Below are 15,863 nucleotides of genomic sequence, written 5' to 3' on the forward strand. Positions count from 1 at the left end.
CGCATAGTCTGACCTCGGTGCCGCGTTGAGCGCCGCGGCGGTTAACGCTGCGGGCCTGATCCTTTCCGCTGCGGTTCGGGGACCGGTTCATAGATCAGGGTGGAAAATGACTTTATTCTCCAGGATCCGCATGGTTGTGCCGCTTCCCATGGCGGCTGCCCTGGCTTCCGCTCTCCTTTGGGCTTCGATCGCCGTGGCCCAGGGTACGACACCTGTGAGCCCGCAGCCTGAAAGCGTTCATCGCTTTATCGGCATGCTCGCGGATCCCGACGTCCAGCGCTTCCTCCAGCAGCAGTCGCAAGCCGCCAAGGATGCGACAGAGCCGCCGCCGCCGGAAACGCCGAACCGCGACCCTTCATTTTCCGAATTCGCAACACGCTTCCGCGCGCACGCCGCAGGCCTTCTCGGAGCCGTCAATTCCTTTCCCTCGGAAGCGACCCGGGGCAGGAGTGCACTCGAAGGCGACATTCAGGCAAATGGCGGAACGCGGCCGATCGTCTTGATCATCGCCTTTATCGCCGCCGGATTGGCAGCGCAGTGGCTGTTCCGGTCGATCAGCGCGGGCTGGCGGTCATGGATGGCCCGCGCGCCCTATCGAACGGTTCTCGAAAGAATGACCGCGCTGGCTGCGAGGCTTCTGTGGGCGGCATGCTATGTTCTTTCGTTCGGCCTTGGCAGCATCGGCTTCTTCCTGCTCTTCCAATGGCCGCCGATCATCAGAGAAATCGTCGTCGGATACCTGTTGGCGATCGTCGTCTTCCGTCTGGCGAGCGCGCTTTTCGATGTGTTTCTGGCACCCCGGGCCGAGGCAGAAAACGGCTTTCGTGTCGTCCCGGTTGGAAACGAGGCGGCCCGCCATTGGGCAAAGCGCCTGAGCTATCTCGTCGGTTGGTTTGCCTTTGGCTGGGTGACCATCCGCCTGTTGGGCACGCTCGGCTTTTCCCTCCCGGTCCGGCAGCTGGCCGCCTATTCCCTCGGCCTCGTGCTCCTTGTCATCGGTGTCGAAGCCGTCTGGAGGCGGCCATCGCAACTATCAGCCGGCCCGCCGAGGCGGATCAGTCTGCGGGTGCGGAACTGGCTGTGGACAGTCTATTTCGTCACCCTTTGGCTGCTGTGGGTGGTCGGCGCCATGCGGCTGTTCTGGATTGCGCTGGCCTGCGCGGCGCTGCCCTGCGCCATCGCCCTGACCAACGCGTCGGTCAACAATATCCTTCGCCCTTCCTCAGCCGAAGAGGGCGGCCACAAGACAGGAACGGTCGCCTCGGTGATCGTGGAGCGCGGCATCCGGGCGACACTGATCGTTGGAGCCATCATTCTGCTCGCTGGTGCGCTGGATGTGCGGCTCACTGAGATGACGACGCAGGATTCCCCGCTTCTGCGCCTGGTGCGCGGCCTTCTCAGTGCCGGGATCATTCTCATGATCGTCGATCTTGCCTGGAACATCGTGAAAGTGCTGATCGATCGCAAGCTCGGCGACACCGAGGCGACCCATGAAATGGGCAGCGAACGGGAGCGGCGGCGCCTGCGTCTCAGAACCCTGCTGCCGATCCTGCGCAACTTCGTCATGATCCTTTTTTCGGCCGTCGCCATCATGATGGCCCTGTCGTCGCTCGGCGTTGAAATCGGCCCGCTGATCGCAGGCGCAGGAGTGGTCGGCGTCGCAATCGGCTTCGGGGCGCAGACGGTGGTCAAGGACGTCATCAGCGGCATGTTCTACCTGCTCGACGACGCCTTCCGCGTGGGGGAATATATCCAGAGCGGCAGCTACAAGGGCACCGTCGAGTCGTTCAGCCTGCGCTCCGTCAAACTCAGGCACCACCGCGGCGCCGTCTTCATCGTCCCCTTCAGCGAGCTTGGGGCGATACAGAATATGAGCCGCGACTGGGTGATCGAGAAGATGACGATCGCCGTCAGCTACGATTCCGATATCGAGAAGGCTCGCAAGATCATCAAGAAAATCGGCCTGGAACTGTTCGAGGATCCGGAGTTCAAGTCCACGACGATCGAGCCGCTGAAGATGCAGGGAATTGAAAGCATGGGCGATTCAGGCCTGCTCCTGCGGCTGAAAGTCATGACGCTTCCGGGCCAGCAGTTCACGCTTAAACGGCGAGCCCTGCGGATGATCCATGAGGCGTTCAACGAAAACGGCATCAAGATCGCCGTGCCGACCGTTCAGGTCGCGGGCGGAAACGACGACGCCGTCGCCGCCGCCGCCCAGCAGACGATCGCGGCGCATAACGCGGCGATCGCAGCAGGTCCGGCCTGAGGGATAGTTTTGAGGAAACGAAACATGAGAGCAATGGGAGGAAATGACATGAAGATCCTGGCCATCCTGTCGCACCTGCTTGCGACACTTGCCATCCTCATGACGGTTTGTGCGCCCGTCCTCGTTCCCGCGACGGCCGAAGCCGCCCGTCGCGGCGTGGCGGCGTGCGGCCCGAGAGGCTGCGGCGCAGCGGCCTGTGGGCCACGCGGCTGCGCAGCGGTCGGACGCACCCGTCCTGTTGTTCGACCGCCCGTCCGGCGCGGCGTCGTCGTCGTCACCCCTCGCCGTTATTGGCGCCCGGGTACCGCCATCGCCGCAGGCGCCGCCATCGGTTTCGTCGCCGGCGCTGCGGCCGTCTCGTTGGCAGGTACGCCGCCTCAACCCGGCCAGTGCTGGTACTACACCTCGCCCGCCAAGACGACGGGCTTCTGGGACGTGTGCCCGCGCTGAGCGGTTCGCGGAATGACCGGCGAGTGCGTCTGTTTCTTTTCGTCCCGCCAGACTGGAGAGGGCGCCGATTTTCGTGTCGTAAATTATAGAGGGTAGGTTCCATGGATTTCACAGTCATCGATGCCGCACTCGTCGGAAAACTTCTTTTGCTGCTTCTGATCGGCATGGGGCCGAAGATCGCCCTGGTGCCGTTTCTGGAAAAGACACATGCCTTCGATACCGAAACCAAGCTGCGCATCGGCCGCCAGATGGTTTTGATCGCCGTCGTCACGGCGCTGATCCTTTTCGCCACCGGCGCTCTGCTGATGCGGCTTCTCCACATCACGGGCGGCGCCGTCGCCGTCGCCGGCGGCATCATCCTCGCGCTCATCGCAATCAAGATGGCATCGGGACCAACCGAAAAGCCGCACGACGAGCTTGCGACTCCGGTCGACCCGGAGAAACTGGCCGTGTTTCCGCTTGCCGTCCCTTACCTGCTCAATCCTGTCGGCATCACAGTCATCATCATCGCCTCCGGCGAAGTCGTCTCGATCGCCAGTGCGATACTCGTCACCGGTCTGATCTTGCTGATCGGCGCATTCGACTATCTGGTGTTCACCAATATCGACAAGCTCGCCAAGCGCATGAAGCCAGCCAGCATGATCGTCTCGGAGGTCGTCTTCGGTATTCTGCTGACCGCGGTCGCGGTCCAGCTGATGGTCACAGGGCTTGGCGGTCTTGGCATCATCACGCCGGCCGCCGCGCATTGAGAGGTCGGCAGATATCTGACGAGCCGAGGACGGCCCTCACGGGTTTCCGCGATCTGCCTGAGATGGTTATCTGCGGATTGCGAACCTGTAGGCGGAGGAGCTTCCGTCTCTGACAAACTCCGATCAACAAGACCGACCAACAGTTTGCGATCAAGGCCGGAAGCAGGGCTTTCCATCGCGCTATCGAGATGCCAAGCTGGATACCCGCTTTGATAGACTGCCAAGGTGCGCCTGATGAAACTGACTATTTTCGACTGCGATGGCGTCCTTGTGAATAGCGAGGAGATTTATCTCGCTGCCGAACTCGAATTTCTGGAATCCATCGGCGCTGGTTTTGAACGGAAAGCCTACATGCAGTCATTCATGGGGCTCTCTCCCGGTATGTGGGAAGCGAAGCTTCAGACTTGCGTGGAGGCGAAAACCGGAGCTCCTCTTCCACGCGATTTTTATGCTCAAATCGACCGCATATCGACAGTGAGATTGGAAGCCGATTTGGCGGAAATACCGTTCGCGCGGCAAGGGATAAACAAAATCGCCACCCTGCGGTGCGTAGCCTCCAGCACCCCTTCCACAAGGCTGCGTTGGAAATTGCAGCATGTTGGATTGATCGATCTGTTCGATCCGCATATTTTCTCAGCTGATCTGGTCGCAAATGGAAAGCCTGCCCCGGACCTCTTTCTCCATGCAGCCACGGCGATGAACGCGCTCCCGCACGAGTGCGTCGTTGTCGAAGACAGCGTCAACGGCGTCATTGCAGGCAAAGCGGCTGGCATGCGTGTCATCGGCTTTACCGCTGGCAACCATTGCTCGGCAGATCATGGTGAAAGCCTGTTGCGATCCGGCGCGGATATTATTGTCGAAAACTACGACGACCTGGCAGCGGCGATTGAACGGTTCGCACGACCACATTGAGCGTCGCTTGCCGATCGGGGTATTTTCTCGCCAGCACCCGAAAGGCTGCGGCCGAGCGGTAAAGCGAGTGGAGAAAAGGGCATGTCGGACCTGTTGGAAGCCCAACGACAGCTGCAAGCCGAAGCCGACGAAATCGTCCGGCAGCTACACCTTGACGAACTCCTCGAGGCTATCGGGAACCCTATCCGTGTGGGCAGTTCGGCCATGGGGCTTATGGTTCGACGAGACGTCGACATAACGGTGTCTTGTCCCAGGCTGGATGCTGGCGCTCTCGAAGCATTCGCGGGTATCGGCGCTCGTCTTATGCAGATGACCGACAGCGTCGTCGCGGTTCGTTTTCGAAATGACACTGGCGCATGGAACACCGAGCCGGACAAATATCCCGATGGGCTTTATCTCTGGCTATCGGTTCGCGCGCAGAACCAGTCGATGTGGACCATCGATATCTGGCTGGTAGACCAGCCGGACAGGCAACCCGATCTCACGCACCTGAAGACGCTGATGCCGCGCATGAACGATCAGGATCGCGAAACGATCCTGCGGATCAAAAAAGCCCTGGCTGAGCGTCCCCAGACGAAGGATAAGATTTCGAGCGCACTCGTGTATGAAGCCGTTATGGATCATGGGGTTCGAACTGTCTATGAGTTCGAGAGTTGGCATCAAGGATATGCAGGCTAAGCAGGTGCACCCCCGCGCGCCGAAGCTGTTGTCTTTTGGACGGACAGCAATATGCAGGCGGCCCATATGGGTTATCGCCCTCATTCGACATCGTGCAGCAGCTGGCGGACGGTTCGCTGCAGGTCAGCGTCCAAGGCTGCCGGCGGCAGTGATGATCTCCGCCGCGGTCGGGAAGATGCAGAGGCTGTTCGGTCCGTCGAGCGCTTCGATTTGTGCCCAGCCGATGGTGCCGTTCGCATCGACCAGGAAGTGCCCGACAAGCTGAGTAGCGTGCTTCTCGAATATTGCGTTATCGGCTTCATCAAGCTCGAAGCGGTCCTTGGCATTGAGGATCGTGTTGGCTTCCATCGGCTGTACCGGTTCTGGCAGCTCGCCGGTCGGGTTGATGCGTGCCGCTTGGAATTGCGCCATCGTTGCGCCATATGGCCATTCGAGCTGTTCACTGCTCCCCTCGGGCAAGAACTCTGCATGCGGCACGCCGTAGGCGCGATGGGTGCGGCAGTCGGGGTCGCACAGAAGCGTTACCGGCGTCGGCCGGTGGCGGAAATACAGACGGGCGCGCTCCACCGGCGTGTTGATAACGGCCACCGTCTCCAACCCGGCGGCGCGCAGGGACGGCTGCACGCTGGCGAGCTGTTCTACCTGACGCCGGCAGAACGGGCAGTGCAGCCCGCGAAAGAAGCCGATCAAGAACGGGCGACCGCTCAAGTCGGCGAGCGAGACCGTTCCGTCGAAGTTGGCCGTGGCCAGCGTGAACGCGGGCGCGGAATCTCCAGGCTGCAGCGGGCGCTTCTGGTCTGCCATGGAATAATTCCCTTTTCGTATTGTCCAGGTGAACGACCGAAATTCAACTGTATCACTTGTCGCAAGAAGGCCAAGCGCTCGATGTTGAGTGCGGTTCGGCATGCCATTCGCCGCTCCGACCGATCTCAACGCTACCCCCGGGAGCGCGCGGATCATTCAAAATCATTGATGTTATCCATAAACTCTATTCGTTTGAATGATGGGTTCGCGAGGCCCATATTAGCTGCATGGACAAGGACGAACCTCCCATCGCGACCATGTCCCGGCTCAAGAAAGGAACCGAAAAATGACCACGCTCACCTATCGGGGTGGTGGCAAGACCCTCACCTCCAGCGAAGGCCGCTTCGATCTGGGCCATTATGCCCACAAGCTCGTGCTTGCCTGGACCCGCTGGCAGACTGCCCGCGAAATCGAAGCCATGCCGTTCGACGTCCGCAAGGATATCGGCTGGCCGAGCACCGACGACAGCAAACACCGGACCATGTAATGAATGCGACATTCCTCCTGAGATGAGGGCGGCGTCTGCGTCTTGCAACGCCGCCTTTTTCGTGTCCGCCATCTCGTTTCCCATTGCACTTCAGCCCCTGACTTTCGGTTGGCTGTGCGCTCTCTTCCACCCCGCCGGCGCCCTCGCCCGGGACTTGACCGGTCAAATCGCGGTCAATGTCGCATATTTGCTCTTCCCGGCCGCATTTTTCCATGCCAGTGTCGCTTTCAGGACATCGGCGCGACGCATTCCGCGCAACGAATATGTCATCGTCCCTCGAGCATGGATTTCGCTATGAACAGGATGCAGATCAAGAAGCGTTCACTGGTCTTCTTTATGGTACCGCAATTCACCATGCTGCCCTTCTCGGCGGCCGTGGACACCTTGCGCATCGCCAATCGCATGCTCGGCTATCAGGCCTATACCTGGCGGCTCGCCTCCCTCGACGGGGAAAAAGTCTATTCCTCCTGCGGCATCGGCGTCGAGGCGAATTCCTCGCTCGCCGAGGAGCGCCGCCATCTCGGCGGCGAAAACCGGCCGGGCATGGTGCTCGTCTGTTCCGGCATCGATGTCGAGCAGTTCAACAACAAATCGGTCAATGCCTGGCTGCGCGAATGTTACAATCGCGGCGTTGCCGTCGGCAGCCTCTGTACGGGCGCACATGTGCTGGCCCAGGCCGGGCTCTTGAACGGCAAGCGCTGCGCCATCCACTGGGAAAACCTGCCGGGCTTCTCCGAAGCCTTCCCGCAGGCGGAGGTCTATGCCGATCTCTACGAGATTGACGGCAATCTCTATACCTGCGCCGGCGGCACCGCCTCGCTCGACATGATGCTGAACCTCGTCGGCGAGGATTTCGGCGAAAGCCTCGTCAACCGCATCTGCGAACAGCACCTGACCGACCGCGTGCGCAATCCGCACGACCGTCAGCGCCTGCCGCTGCGCGCCCGCCTCGGCGTGCAGAATGCCAAGGTGCTGTCGATCATCGAGCTGATGGAAGGCAATCTGGCCGAGCCGCTGTCGCTGATCGAGATCGCCGACGGCGCCGGCCTCTCGCGGCGCCAGATCGAACGGCTGTTCCGCCAGGAGATGGGCCGCTCGCCGGCCCGCTACTATCTGGAAATCCGCCTCGACCGCGCCCGCCACCTGCTGGTGCAATCCTCGATGCCCGTCGTCGAAGTCGCCGTCGCCTGCGGCTTCGTCTCGGCCTCGCATTTCTCCAAGTGTTATCGCGAACTCTACCATCGCTCGCCGCAGCAGGAGCGCGCCGAGCGCAAGATGACCATGGCGACGGCAAGGCAGGCGGTCGCCGCCTGAGGTGGCAGCAACACAAGAAGCTGACCATTCCTTCGCCATGCTCGGCCTTGTGCCGAGCATCTCACCATGGGTTGATAGGGCGGCAGATCCTCAGCACAAGGCCGAGGATAATGACCAGTGGCGACAGCCCAGCCTACTGCGCCGCCTCCTCCGTCATCTTGGCGTCGGAATAGACCTGGTTGCGGCCCCGGTGTTTGGCCATGTAGAGGAACTGGTCGGCGGCGTTCAAATAATTCTCGAAGGTCTCGTAGCCGCCGATCTCGGCAATGCCGATCGAGATCGTGACGCCGAGGTCCTCGTCGTCGGCGGTGACCTTCAACCGCGATATATCCGAGCGGATCTCATCGCAAAGCTTGGTCGCAGCAGCTGAATCCATCTGCGGGAAGAGGATGGCGAATTCTTCGCCGCCAAGCCGCGAGAGAAGATTGTCGCTGCCATCAAAGATCGTAAACAGCCGGTTCGCGACCGCCTTCAGCACCTTGTCGCCGATCTCGTGACCGTAGGTATCGTTCAGACGCTTGAAATGGTCGATATCGAGGATGGCGACTGAACTCGGCACTTTCAGCCGCAGGCATTCGTTCACCAGCTTCGGGCCGTTGTCATAGAAATAACGGCGATTGTAGAGGCCGGTCAGGTAGTCGCATGCCGCCGCCGCCCTCAGCTGCCGCATCTGTGCCAGCGTCTCGGCATTGTTGGCAATGCGGCATTGCAGCTCCTCGGCGACGAAGGGCCGGTAGAGGAAGTCGCTGGCGCCAGCCTTCAGGAAACTGGCTGACAGCATGCGGTCGTTGGACGAAGACACGCCGATGACACGCAGCCGGTCCGAACCGAAGCGATGGCGGATGCGCCGCGTCAGCTCGTAACCGCTCATATCGGGCATATGGTGATCGGTGACGACGAGTTCGATGTCGCTGTAGGCTTCGAGAGCGGCCAGCGCCTCGAGTCCCGAGCTTGCCTCGACGACGAGATATTGCTGCGCCTTCAAGAGGTCGACGAGCACCTGGCGTGCCGAGACGACATCGTCGACGACGAGCACCCGCGTCTTGCGGTTGGAGATCGCCCGGCGGACGGTAGCGACCAGATTGTCGAGCGCGAACTCATTGTCCTTCAACACGTAATCGATGACATTGCGCTCCATGATCCTGTTGCGCGTGTTGAGATCGAACGTGGCGGTAAAGACGATCGCCGGGATATCGTGCTCGATGGTGCAGTCGAGCGCCTCGCCATAGGGCGAATCCGGCAGGTTGAGGTCGACGACGGCCATGGTGTAGCCGTGACCGTCGTCGGCAAGCTCCCGGCGAAGCGCTTTCAGCGACGAGCAGGATTTGACGGCAAGCCCAAGTTCCGTCTGGAATCGGTGGCAGAGCACGGCGGAAAACATCCGGGAATCTTCAACCAGAAGTATTTTGAGGCCGCCGGAGCGCAGCCCGATTCCATCCCGCTGAAAATCCGCTTGAAAAGCCACAGCCGCTATTCCCCCCTGCGCCCGACGGGCTCGACTCGGCCCCCTCCCCGGCGGGGCGGACGATAACCGAGAGGCCTATGCGCGTGAAGGGGACAAATGTGAGTGTTACTTGTAATTGCAGAAATTCGTTGACGGTTGCCCGCCGTCATCTCCCGCGCCGTCGCGGCGCCGATGCTGGAAGGGCCGTCAGGCAACCGCCCGCTCCTTGCGCATCGATTGAATTTGCAGGAGCGTATCGAGATTCTGGTTGACGCGGCAGTAGAACTCCTCGTCGATGAAGGGGCGCAGCATGAAATCATTGCCGCCGGCTTTCAGGAACCGCGCCGAAAGCAGCCGGTTCGATGAGGAGGAAACGCCGATGATGCGCAGCTCGTGCGAGCCGATATTGGCGCGGATGCGCCGCGTCAGTTCGAAGCCGTCAATATCGGGCATGTTGTAGTCGGTGATCATCAGGCCGATATCGCGATTGGCCTTCAGGATCTCCAATGCCTTGCCGCCGCTCTCGGCAACGCTGACGCGGAAATTATAGCGTTTCAGCCGGCTCGACAACAACGCGCGCGCCGTCGCGCTGTCGTCGACGATCAGCACATGGTGGCGATGATTGGTCAGGAACCGGCAGATCGATTCCGCCAGCAGATCGACCGCGAAGATATTGTCCTTGAGGATATAATCGACGATGTCCTTGGCCATCAGCTTGTCGCGCATGCCGTCGTGGAAGGTGCCGGTGAAGACGATGGTGGGAATGGAAAGATCGACCAGATATTCGAGCGCTTCGCCGTTTTCGGCGCCGGGCAGATTGATGTTCGAGATCGCCAGCGTGATCGGATCGGAAGATTTGTCGTAGGAATATTGCAGATCCTCGAAGTTGCGGCAGATCTCGACGTCAATGTCGAACAACTCCTTGAGGCGTTTGCTGATCATCGAAGTGAACACGTTTGAATCTTCGGCGACAATAATTCGCGCGCCGGCAAACATCTCTCCGGAATATTGCATCCCCGAAATACCTAAAAACGCCATCGTAAACCTTTAATGTAAAATCCGTCCCCAATTCCAACGGATACATCAATTGATTTGACTAATTATTAATCAGCACTGTGGATACGAAAACGAAGAGACGACCCGATGGCGCCGCTGCCGATTTTCTTGCAGATATGATTAAGAAATCAGGCGCGAAACGCCGCGCCGAGAGGTTTCCCATGACCCAATCCGACCCGGTGATCGAATGGCTTCTCGACTCCGACCCGTCGATCCGATGGCAGGTCATGCGTGACCTGCTTGACGCCCCGCAGCGGGAATGGATGGCCGAGCGGGCGAAAGTGGAGACCGAAGGTTGGGGCGCAAGGCTGCTTGCCTGCCAGGACGAGGACGGGCAATGGGCAGGCGGCGCCTTCCTGCCCGCCGGTTTCGACCCTTGTGAGTGGCGCGACTGCGGCCAGCCTTGGACGGCCACGACCTTTTCCCTTTCGCAATTGCGGGAATTCGGTCTCGATCCCGCCTGTGAGCGGGTGAGGCGCACCGTCGAATTGATCGGCGCCAATGCCCATTGGGAAGAGGGCGGCCAGTCCTATTGGAAGGGCGAAGTCGAGGAGTGCATCAATGGCCGCACCGTCGCCGACGGCGCCTATTTCGGTGTCGACGTCTCCTCCATTGTCGAGAGGCTGACCGGCCAGCGCCTCGAGGATGGCGGCTGGAATTGCGAACGGTGCAACGGCTCCATTCGATCGTCCTTTGCCAGCACCATCAACGTGCTGGAGGGCCTGCTGGAGTTCGAGCGAGCGACCGGCGGTACGCCGCAATCCCGGGAGGCACGCAGAACGGGCGAGGAATTCCTGCTGAAGCGCAACCTCTTCCGCCGTCTCGGCACCGGCGAGCCGGCCGACGAACGCTTCCTGCACTTCCTGCATCCGAACCGCTGGCGCTACGACATCCCTCGCGCCCTCGACTATCTCAGGTCAAGCGCCCTCCTCACCGGCTCCGCCCCCGATCCGCGCCTCGGCGAGGCGATCGACCATCTTCGCTGCCGCCGCCTTCAGAACGGCAGATGGCCGCTCGACTGGACCCTGCCGGGGCGTGTCTGGTTCGAGATCGACGAGGGAGAGGGTCAGCCCTCGCGCTGGATCACGCTCCGGGCGATGCGGGTGCTCAGATGGTGGGATGCCCACGCCTCAGTCAATGCCTGATGGCAAGCGAGCGCAGGACACGCGGACCGCTCGGCTGTTGCCCGATCCCCGCAGGTCTCTACGCACAGCAGCCGCTCCCCGTCGCCGACGGACCGCAGCAGGCCGCAGCCTTTCTGATCTCCGCGGCGAGCCAGCGGTCGCGCGGCTTGCAGCTTGCCGGCCGCGGCGAAAGGTCGACATGCACGGCCCCGCCGCGCAAGATCGGTATTGCCGCGCAATAAAGCTGCATCGGCCGCACGCCGTCGCTGACTTCGAACGTGAGCTTGGCGGTACCGTCGAGCTGCACATGCTCCGCCACCTTTAGGATGATCGCATGGAATTTGCCGGCCGGCATATGCGTGCGCTCACCCTCGTCGATGTCCCAGAGCTGGATGAATATCTCCGTCCATGCTTCCGGATTGGCGCCGCAATCAAGCGCTGAGAATTGGCCTGCCTTGACCTCGGTGATATGATAGCCCGGCTTCACCGGCCGGCCGTCGTAGTAAAAAACCAGCGGCGCGTCCTTGTTGCCGGAGAGCGCATCAAGCAGCAGGCCGAGGTTTATCTCCTCCGCCTGAATTTTATTGTTGTCGATGGCATTCATCTGCGCTAATCCTCGTTTCAACGATTCAAGGATTATTGAAATATGGATCAACGTCAAGCCCTCGCCGCGTTCGGCGCGCTTTCGCAGGAAACGCGCCTCCAGATCATTCGCATGCTTGTCGTCTCGGGTCCTGACGGAATGGCGGCGGGCTCTATCGCCGAAAAGGCCGAGGTTTCGCCGTCCAACGTCTCCTTCCACCTGAAGGAGCTGGAACGATCCGGGCTAATCACCCAGCAGCGTGAATCGCGCTCGATCATCTACACCGCCAATTACGAGGCGCTTGGCGGCCTGATCCGTTTTCTGATGGAGGATTGCTGCGGAGGGAACGCCGAAATCTGCGCGCCCGCCGCCGCCGTCGCCGCATGCTGTGCACCTACAACCAAGGAGGAACTGCAATGACCACAGACCGCGTTTACAATGTGCTCTTTCTCTGCACTGCCAATTCTTCGCGCTCGATCCTGGCGGAGTCGATCCTGGAGACCGAGGGCAAGGGCCGGTTCAAGGCCTATTCCGCCGGCAGCCAGCCGAGGGGCGAAGTCAATCCATTGGCGCTGAAGGAACTGCAGGCGCTGGGTTATCCCGCAACCGGCTTCCGCTCGAAGAGCTGGGATGAGTTCGCCAAGCCCGACGCACCGGAGATGGATTTCATCTTCACCGTCTGTGACACCGCCCACGGCGAAGCCTGCCCTGTCTGGATCGGCCATCCGATGACCGCTCACTGGGGCGTCGAGGATCCGGCCACCGTCGAGGGCAGCGAGGTCGAGAAGGGCCGTGCCTTCGCACAGGCCGCCCGTTTCCTGAAAAACAGGATCATTGCCTTCCTCAGCCTGCCTTTGGCCTCGATCGACAAGCTGGCGCTGGAATCGCATCTGCGTCAGATCGGCGCGATGGAAGGCACGACCGCAAAACCGGCAGGGGCCGGCTGATGGCTTCTTACGATCTATCGCGCCGACTGGTCTCGGAGGCGCTCGGCACCGCCATGCTGGTCGCAACCGTGGTCGGCTCGGGCATCATGGCGACATCGCTGACGGCGGATGTCGGGCTCGCCCTGCTCGGCAATACGCTGGCGACCGGCGCGATCCTGGTCGTGCTGATCACCGTGCTGGGGCCGATTTCCGGCGCCCATTTCAACCCGGCCGTCTCGTTGATCTTCGCCATGTCGGGCTCGCTGCCGAAACGCGACCTTGGCGGCTACGTGCTGGCGCAGTTTGCCGGCGGCGTAGCCGGCACGATCTGCGCCCATCTGATGTTCAACCTGCCGCTTCTGGAATTGTCGAGCAAGGTCCGCACCGGCGGCGCGCAATGGTTTTCCGAGGGGATTGCGACCTTCGGCCTCGTCGCAGTCATTCTCGCCGGCATCCGCTTCGAGCAGAAGGCCGTGCCATGGCTGGTCGGGCTCTACATCACCGCCGCCTACTGGTTCACCGCCTCGACCTCGTTTGCCAATCCGGCGGTGGCCTTCGCCCGCTCCCTGACTGACACTTTCTCCGGGATCCGGCCGATCGACCTTCCGGGGTTCTGGCTTACCGAAATCGTTGGTGCGGTCGCAGCCCTCCTCCTGTTCACCTGGCTGTTGCAGCCAGCCGAGACATCGTCAACCCTATCCTCCGAGGCGAAGCTATGAACGTCACCATCTACCACAATCCCGCCTGCGGCACGTCGCGCAACACGCTGGCGATGATCCGCAATGCCGGTATCGAGCCCGACATCATCGAATACGTCAACACGCCGCCGTCACGCGCGGAGCTGGTCAAGATGATCGCCGATGCCGGCCTGACCGTGCGCCAGGCCCTGCGCGAGAAGGATACGCCCTACGCCGAACTCGGCCTCAGCAATCCCGATCTGAGCGACGACCAGTTGCTCGACGCCATGCTCGCCCAGCCGATCCTGATCAACCGGCCCTTCGTCATCACCCCGCTCGGCACACGGCTGTCGCGGCCTTCCGAGGTGGTTCTGGAAATCCTGCCGGAGACGCATAAGGGCGCCTTCGCCAAGGAGGATGGCGAGAAGGTGCTCGATGCCGAAGGCAAGCGCATTGTCTGACCTGCCGGCAACTTCGCCGGCCCATCTTCGTCAGCCGGATCCGGCGGCCTTGCGGCCGCCCTTCTCGACGCATAAACCGCGCATCCTCATCCTCTACGGCTCGCTGAGGGCCGTATCCTACAGCCGTCTCCTCGCGCATGAGGCATCGCGGCTGCTCGATCACTTCGGCTGCGAAGTGCGGATCTTCGACCCCGAGGGCCTACCCCTTCCCGACGGAGCGCCGGTCGCCCATCCCAAAGTGCAGGAATTGCGCGAACTGTCGGCCTGGTCGGAAGGCCAGGTCTGGGTCAGCCCCGAGCGACACGGCGCAATGAGCGGGATCATGAAGGCGCAGATCGACTGGATACCGCTGTCGGTGGGTTCGGTCCGGCCGACGCAGGGCAAGACGCTCGCCGTCATGCAGGTATCCGGCGGATCGCAGTCGTTCAATGCCGTGAACCAGATGCGCATCCTCGGCCGGTGGATGCGGATGATCACCATTCCCAACCAGTCGTCAGTGGCAAAGGCTTTCCAGGAGTTCGACAGCGATGGGCGCATGAAGCCCTCATCCTTTTACGACCGCGTCGTGGACGTCTGCGAGGAACTGGTGAAATTCACATGGCTGACGCGCGACGCCTCTGCCTATCTCACCGACCGCTACAGCGAGCGCCAAGAAGAAGCCGACAAGCTTGAACGGCGCGTGGGTCTCAAATCCATATGACGCCCGCCGCTTCCGAACGGCCGCCCATTGCAGCCATTCTCGCGCTCGGCCTGACGCAGGTCATCGGCTACGGCACCCTCTATTACAGCTTCAGCATCCTCGCGCCCGACATGGCGCGCGGGCTCGATTGGTCGGCGGAATGGATCTTCGGGGCGCTGTCGGCGGCGCTGCTGATCGGCGGACTGGCAGCACCCGCGATGGGCAGGTGGATTGACCGCTTCGGCGCCGGCCGGGTCATGACCTTTGGCTCGGTGATCGCGGCAATTGCGCTTGCCGGCTGCGCTTTTGCTCCCGGCAAGGCCGCCTTCGTCATCGCCCTGATCGCCGTCGAGACGGCGTCGAACCTCGTGCAATATGGCGCGGCCTTCGCCCTGCTCGTTCAGATACGGCCGCGCGTCGCCCAGCGCAGCATTACCTATCTCACGCTGATCGGCGGTTTCGCCTCGACCATCTTCTGGCCGATCACCACTGCGCTGCATGCCCACTTCTCGTGGCAGAGCGTCTATCTCATCTTCGCCGCGATCAATCTGCTCGTCTGCCTTCCCATTCATGCCTGGCTGGCGCGCAGTGCAGGCCATAACAGCACGGGCGAGAAGAGCGGTGCGACCAGGCATATCGAACCCAGCCTTCCCGCCGCTGCGCGCACGCCGGCCTTCATCCTGATGGTGACCGGCTTTGCGCTGGAAAGCTTCGTCAACGCTGCGCTTCTGGTCCATATGGTGCCGGTCATGTCGGCGCTTGGACTCGGCGCCATGGCCGTGATGGTCGGCACGCTCTTCGGCCCGTCACAGGTGCTGAGCCGCTTCATCAACATGGTCTTCGGCGGCAGCCTGCCGCAGCTGATGCTCGCCGTCATCTCCGCCGTGCTCCTGCCGGCGGCTCTCGTCATTCTCCTCCTCACGGCGCCGTCGGTTCCCGGCGCAGTGGTCTTCGCCGTGATCTTCGGCCTCGGCTCCGGCCTCAGCAGCATTGTGCAGGGAACGCTGCCCTTGGCACTCTTCGGAAGCGAGGGCTATGGCCAGCGACAGGGAAAAGTGATGTCGGCCCGCCTCGCCGTCTCCTCGACGGCGCCGTTCGCGCTGGCCTTCCTGATGGGCAATATCGGCGTATCCTGGTCGCTGTCGATTACCGCCGCGCTCGGCGCCGCGGCCGTGGCGGCATTCCTCGCCATCCGGCCGCTGATGCGGATGCCCGTGCCGGCGCAAACGGCGCTGGTGCGCGGAGAGCCTTAG

The 15,863-nt window shown here is 61.7% G+C and carries 18 protein-coding genes; 14 read left to right on the top strand and 4 right to left on the bottom strand.

Going from position 1 to position 15,863, the window contains the following annotated elements:
• Positions 1-106 precede the first annotated feature (106 nt).
• The 5 genes from CO671_RS06930 to CO671_RS06950 all read left to right on the top strand — a co-directional run bounded on the left by CO671_RS06930 (position 107) and on the right by CO671_RS06950 (position 5,055).
• Complete coding sequence (locus tag CO671_RS06930) at positions 107-2,266, top strand: mechanosensitive ion channel family protein (RefSeq protein WP_097605310.1); 2,160 nt, start codon at positions 107-109, stop codon at positions 2,264-2,266.
• Positions 2,267-2,314: 48 nt separating this feature from the next.
• On the top strand, positions 2,315-2,716 hold the full coding sequence (locus CO671_RS06935; protein WP_097605311.1) for a hypothetical protein: 402 nt from the start codon (positions 2,315-2,317) through the stop codon (positions 2,714-2,716).
• Positions 2,717-2,817: 101 nt separating this feature from the next.
• A complete protein-coding gene (locus tag CO671_RS06940) occupies positions 2,818-3,465 on the top strand; it encodes a MarC family protein (protein WP_097605312.1) in 648 nt (215 codons plus the stop codon).
• A 234-nt stretch (positions 3,466-3,699) separates the two neighbouring features.
• Positions 3,700-4,377 carry an HAD family phosphatase gene (locus CO671_RS06945; RefSeq protein WP_097605313.1) on the top strand — a complete coding sequence of 226 codons (678 nt, stop codon included), beginning with the start codon at positions 3,700-3,702 and terminating at the stop codon, positions 4,375-4,377.
• A gap of 81 nt (positions 4,378-4,458) precedes the next feature.
• Positions 4,459-5,055 carry a hypothetical protein gene (locus CO671_RS06950; protein ID WP_010034159.1) on the top strand — a complete coding sequence of 199 codons (597 nt, stop codon included), beginning with the start codon at positions 4,459-4,461 and terminating at the stop codon, positions 5,053-5,055.
• A 123-nt stretch (positions 5,056-5,178) separates the two neighbouring features.
• Here the strand turns inward: CO671_RS06950 and CO671_RS06955 are convergent, their stop codons facing one another.
• On the bottom strand, positions 5,179-5,859 hold the full coding sequence (locus CO671_RS06955; protein ID WP_097605314.1) for a peroxiredoxin-like family protein: 681 nt from the start codon (positions 5,857-5,859) through the stop codon (positions 5,179-5,181).
• Positions 5,860-6,145: 286 nt separating this feature from the next.
• Here CO671_RS06955 and CO671_RS06960 point away from each other — a divergent pair, with 286 nt between their 5' ends.
• Both CO671_RS06960 and CO671_RS06965 read left to right on the top strand, forming a co-directional pair.
• The gene (locus tag CO671_RS06960; protein ID WP_010034163.1) at positions 6,146-6,346 is read left to right on the top strand and encodes a hypothetical protein; all 201 of its coding nucleotides are present in this window, start codon (positions 6,146-6,148) and stop codon (positions 6,344-6,346) included.
• A 294-nt stretch (positions 6,347-6,640) separates the two neighbouring features.
• The gene (locus tag CO671_RS06965; protein ID WP_003579912.1) at positions 6,641-7,660 is read left to right on the top strand and encodes a GlxA family transcriptional regulator; all 1,020 of its coding nucleotides are present in this window, start codon (positions 6,641-6,643) and stop codon (positions 7,658-7,660) included.
• 133 nt (positions 7,661-7,793) lie between these two features.
• Here the strand turns inward: CO671_RS06965 and CO671_RS06970 are convergent, their stop codons facing one another.
• Complete coding sequence (locus CO671_RS06970) at positions 7,794-9,125, bottom strand: diguanylate cyclase (RefSeq protein WP_097605315.1); 1,332 nt, start codon at positions 9,123-9,125, stop codon at positions 7,794-7,796.
• Positions 9,126-9,311: 186 nt separating this feature from the next.
• A complete protein-coding gene (locus CO671_RS06975; protein ID WP_097605316.1) occupies positions 9,312-10,142 on the bottom strand; it encodes a response regulator in 831 nt (276 codons plus the stop codon).
• Between the two features lie 179 nt (positions 10,143-10,321).
• Between CO671_RS06975 and CO671_RS06980 the strand changes: the two genes are divergently transcribed.
• Complete coding sequence (locus tag CO671_RS06980) at positions 10,322-11,305, top strand: squalene cyclase (RefSeq protein ID WP_097605317.1); 984 nt, start codon at positions 10,322-10,324, stop codon at positions 11,303-11,305.
• A 58-nt stretch (positions 11,306-11,363) separates the two neighbouring features.
• Here CO671_RS06980 and CO671_RS06985 read toward each other — a convergent pair whose 3' ends face one another.
• Entirely contained in the window at positions 11,364-11,888 is a 525-nt protein-coding gene (locus tag CO671_RS06985) for a DUF6428 family protein (RefSeq protein WP_097605318.1), read from the bottom strand.
• A 42-nt stretch (positions 11,889-11,930) separates the two neighbouring features.
• Between CO671_RS06985 and CO671_RS06990 the strand changes: the two genes are divergently transcribed.
• Genes CO671_RS06990 through arsK form a run of 6 tightly spaced genes read left to right on the top strand, consistent with a single transcriptional unit; the run spans position 11,931 to position 15,863 of the window.
• Positions 11,931-12,287, top strand: coding sequence for a metalloregulator ArsR/SmtB family transcription factor (locus tag CO671_RS06990; RefSeq protein ID WP_097605319.1), 357 nt, complete (start codon positions 11,931-11,933; stop codon positions 12,285-12,287).
• The gene (locus CO671_RS06995) at positions 12,284-12,814 is read left to right on the top strand and encodes an arsenate reductase ArsC (protein ID WP_010033646.1); all 531 of its coding nucleotides are present in this window, start codon (positions 12,284-12,286) and stop codon (positions 12,812-12,814) included. The genes CO671_RS06990 and CO671_RS06995 overlap by 4 nt, the downstream gene beginning before the upstream one ends.
• A complete protein-coding gene (locus CO671_RS07000) occupies positions 12,814-13,512 on the top strand; it encodes an MIP/aquaporin family protein (RefSeq protein ID WP_097605320.1) in 699 nt (232 codons plus the stop codon). Before CO671_RS06995 ends, CO671_RS07000 begins: the two co-directional genes overlap by 1 nt.
• On the top strand, positions 13,509-13,931 hold the full coding sequence (gene arsC, locus CO671_RS07005) for an arsenate reductase (glutaredoxin) (RefSeq protein WP_097605321.1): 423 nt from the start codon (positions 13,509-13,511) through the stop codon (positions 13,929-13,931). The genes CO671_RS07000 and arsC overlap by 4 nt, the downstream gene beginning before the upstream one ends.
• A complete protein-coding gene (gene arsH / locus CO671_RS07010) occupies positions 13,906-14,631 on the top strand; it encodes an arsenical resistance protein ArsH (protein ID WP_170964941.1) in 726 nt (241 codons plus the stop codon). The genes arsC and arsH overlap by 26 nt, the downstream gene beginning before the upstream one ends.
• Positions 14,628-15,863 carry an arsenite efflux MFS transporter ArsK gene (gene arsK / locus CO671_RS07015; RefSeq protein WP_097605322.1) on the top strand — a complete coding sequence of 412 codons (1,236 nt, stop codon included), beginning with the start codon at positions 14,628-14,630 and terminating at the stop codon, positions 15,861-15,863. The genes arsH and arsK overlap by 4 nt, the downstream gene beginning before the upstream one ends.

This window comes from Rhizobium sp. M10, from assembly GCF_002531955.1.
Classification (GTDB): domain Bacteria; phylum Pseudomonadota; class Alphaproteobacteria; order Rhizobiales; family Rhizobiaceae; genus Rhizobium; species Rhizobium etli_C.

What these genes read in the sequence shown, in the direction of transcription:
- CO671_RS06930 (WP_097605310.1), top strand. Translation starts at nt 107, where the DNA reads ATGACTTTATTCTCCAGGATCCGCATGGTTGTGCCGCTTCCCATGGCG.
- CO671_RS06935 (WP_097605311.1), top strand. Translation starts at nt 2,315, where the DNA reads ATGAAGATCCTGGCCATCCTGTCGCACCTGCTTGCGACACTTGCCATC.
- CO671_RS06940 (WP_097605312.1), top strand. Translation starts at nt 2,818, where the DNA reads ATGGATTTCACAGTCATCGATGCCGCACTCGTCGGAAAACTTCTTTTG.
- CO671_RS06945 (WP_097605313.1), top strand. Translation starts at nt 3,700, where the DNA reads ATGAAACTGACTATTTTCGACTGCGATGGCGTCCTTGTGAATAGCGAG.
- CO671_RS06950 (WP_010034159.1), top strand. Translation starts at nt 4,459, where the DNA reads ATGTCGGACCTGTTGGAAGCCCAACGACAGCTGCAAGCCGAAGCCGAC.
- CO671_RS06955 (WP_097605314.1), bottom strand. Translation starts at nt 5,859, where the DNA reads ATGGCAGACCAGAAGCGCCCGCTGCAGCCTGGAGATTCCGCGCCCGCG.
- CO671_RS06960 (WP_010034163.1), top strand. Translation starts at nt 6,146, where the DNA reads ATGACCACGCTCACCTATCGGGGTGGTGGCAAGACCCTCACCTCCAGC.
- CO671_RS06965 (WP_003579912.1), top strand. Translation starts at nt 6,641, where the DNA reads ATGAACAGGATGCAGATCAAGAAGCGTTCACTGGTCTTCTTTATGGTA.
- CO671_RS06975 (WP_097605316.1), bottom strand. Translation starts at nt 10,142, where the DNA reads ATGGCGTTTTTAGGTATTTCGGGGATGCAATATTCCGGAGAGATGTTT.
- CO671_RS06980 (WP_097605317.1), top strand. Translation starts at nt 10,322, where the DNA reads ATGACCCAATCCGACCCGGTGATCGAATGGCTTCTCGACTCCGACCCG.
- CO671_RS06985 (WP_097605318.1), bottom strand. Translation starts at nt 11,888, where the DNA reads ATGAATGCCATCGACAACAATAAAATTCAGGCGGAGGAGATAAACCTC.
- CO671_RS06990 (WP_097605319.1), top strand. Translation starts at nt 11,931, where the DNA reads ATGGATCAACGTCAAGCCCTCGCCGCGTTCGGCGCGCTTTCGCAGGAA.
- CO671_RS06995 (WP_010033646.1), top strand. Translation starts at nt 12,284, where the DNA reads ATGACCACAGACCGCGTTTACAATGTGCTCTTTCTCTGCACTGCCAAT.
- CO671_RS07000 (WP_097605320.1), top strand. Translation starts at nt 12,814, where the DNA reads ATGGCTTCTTACGATCTATCGCGCCGACTGGTCTCGGAGGCGCTCGGC.
- arsC (WP_097605321.1), top strand. Translation starts at nt 13,509, where the DNA reads ATGAACGTCACCATCTACCACAATCCCGCCTGCGGCACGTCGCGCAAC.
- arsH (WP_170964941.1), top strand. Translation starts at nt 13,906, where the DNA reads ATGCCGAAGGCAAGCGCATTGTCTGACCTGCCGGCAACTTCGCCGGCC.
- arsK (WP_097605322.1), top strand. Translation starts at nt 14,628, where the DNA reads ATGACGCCCGCCGCTTCCGAACGGCCGCCCATTGCAGCCATTCTCGCG.